Annotated in this window: 1 protein-coding gene; it reads right to left on the reverse strand. The window is 43.2% G+C overall.

Features of this window, described 5'->3' with window-relative positions:
• Positions 1-290: 290 nt before the first annotated feature.
• Positions 291-1,916 carry a methyl-accepting chemotaxis protein gene (locus tag AB6F11_RS21595; protein ID WP_017062210.1) on the reverse strand — a complete coding sequence of 542 codons (1,626 nt, stop codon included), beginning with the start codon at positions 1,914-1,916 and terminating at the stop codon, positions 291-293.
• Between the last annotated feature and the right edge of the window lie 437 nt (positions 1,917-2,353).

The following is a 2,353-nucleotide window of genomic DNA, read 5'->3' on the forward strand; positions in this document are numbered from 1 at the left end:
AACCACCGACACGAGGATTTTCAATCCTCTGCTCTACCGACTGAGCTATCCGGGCGACGAGGTGTATTAAACGTGTTTTCGCGTTCTGGGTCAACATTAAATTGCAAAAAAAGTATCGTTTGATGTTTTTCTATACTTAGTGGGTTGTTTTTGCTCATTTGGGGTGAAAAACCTAGGTCTAGCATGCCCTAAAAGATAGTAAAACTACGGTTAACTACACTGAATGGGCGCCGAAATAAAAAAAGCACGTATGAAAACGTGCTTTTTTATTTGAAAATTTTCTAGGGAGTTTAGTGTTTTACTTCAAACCTATTAACCCAAGCTTCTAATTCGTTGGAAAGAGAGGCAAGAGTTTGGGTGCTGTTATGACTTTCTGTTACGACATTGCTCAGTTGGTTACCGCTCTCTTCGATCATATTGATACGCTTCGATATATCATCGCTCACCTGAGTCTGCTCAGCGGCCGCTGTTGCGATTTGATGACTCATTGATGAAATGGACTCTAATGCGACAACAATCTGTTGTAGTGCTTCAGAGGCGTTTTGAGACTCTGTTACGGTGCTTTCACTGGTCGCGGCACACACTTCCATGGTTTGAATTGCGTTGCGAGATCCCTCTTGAAGGTTATTAATCATTAATTGGATTTCTTTTGTGCTCGATTGTGTTCTGCCTGCAAGGTTACGAACCTCATCTGCTACAACAGCAAATCCACGACCTTGTTCGCCAGCTCGAGCTGCTTCAATGGCTGCATTTAGTGCCAATAGGTTAGTTTGCTCCGCTATATCACCAATCACATCCAATACTTTTGCAATGTTGTTTACATCGTTATCTAGGTTAGCGACAGCTTCGCTTGCTGTGCCTAGTTGGCCTGCTAAGCCTTGAATGTTATCTACTGTGTTGTGAATGAGTTGTTGGGTATGCTGGCTCTGTTTGTCGGCCTCGTCGGTGTTGCGCGCGGTATCGCTAGCTGAAGCAGCTACGTTATTGGCTGAAGAGGCCATCTCGGTCATTGCTGTCGCGATCATCTCTGTTGATTGCTGTTGGGTGTCTGTCAGTTGACCAATTGACCCAGCGCGATCTTCTACGCGCTGCAGTTCGCCTCTTAATGCCAGCATTGAAGCGTCAAGGTTTGATACTAGCTCAGCCAATGACTTACTCATTTGTTGTACGGCGTGATAGATACTGCCGTCAATTGCCTGAGTTTCGAAAGAGGTTTGAATTCGACCTTGTGCTACGGCTTGTACTGCTTCTCGTACGTCTTTAGGTTCGCCGCCAAGAAGCGCTAGCATGCGTTTAATGGATACAATTAGGCTCGCCAGAATAAGACCAGCAATCACGACACAAAGGAATAGCTGCCATTGAGCAGTAGACCAAAAACGAGCGTTAACTTCATTGAACCCGATACCAGTGCCGACAACCCAACCCCAATGTGGCGTTTTCTCTGCAATAGACAGTTTTTCTTCAATCGTTCCATCTGGCAGTTTTTGTGTCCAGGTGTACTCAATGATCTCGCCAGTACGATTACCAAGTACTCTTTGGATTAGCTGCCCAACACTATTGCCGTCGCCATCTTTAAAGTCGTTAAAACTGGTTCCGTGCAGTTGAGGATCTAATGGTGTCGCGATAAACGTCATGTTCTCATCGGCTACGTAAACATATTCATTATCTTTATAGATGTTGTTGCGTAGAAGGCGAGTAGCTAGTTGCTTGGCTTGCTCTTCTTCTAGTGTGCCATCAATCGCCATTTTTTCGACTTCAGTAAGAATGCTGTATGCGCTCTTAAACAGCTCTGTTACGCGAGCTTTGTTGTCCATGTTGCTAGCAACTCTTAAGGTCCATAAGCCTGTAGCCGTCAGTGCTAGCAGGGCGATCAAGATGATGCCCGATAATAAGTAAGCTTGCGTTTTTAGTTTCATATTTCCCCGCGCAGCGATTCAATAATTAGTATTAGGTATAATTCATCGAATCTTAATCTAAGTGGTGTAAGGCAGATATTAGAAAGACATCAAAGTATGATAGGGATTAAATTTTCGAAGAAAAAAAAGTAACAGGACTTGGTTCTATTTGTTTTAATGTGAATATTAGCGGGTCATGAACTTTATAAGGCGTTGGTTCTGTTGTAGTGGATATGCTTTATAGAACTTAGAATCAACTGCTGTAGTAAGAGTACTAAAAGGAGATAACTCAATTTATCGAGACTGATTAAGAGTTAGTGATGAGCTGATGTGTATATTGAATAGAGTTTGTTTTTGTTCAAACGAAAAAAAGCCAAGTCTTTCGACTTGGCTTTCTTGAATGTGGCTCCCCTTGCAAGACTTGAACTTGCGACATACGGATTAACAGTCCGCCGTTC

The organism is Vibrio sp. 10N.247.311.14 (genome assembly GCF_041467715.1).
GTDB lineage: Bacteria > Pseudomonadota > Gammaproteobacteria > Enterobacterales > Vibrionaceae > Vibrio > Vibrio crassostreae_C.

Coding starts and splice junctions, on each gene's coding strand:
- AB6F11_RS21595 (WP_017062210.1), bottom strand. CDS start 1,916: ATGAAACTAAAAACGCAAGCTTACTTATTATCGGGCATCATCTTGATC.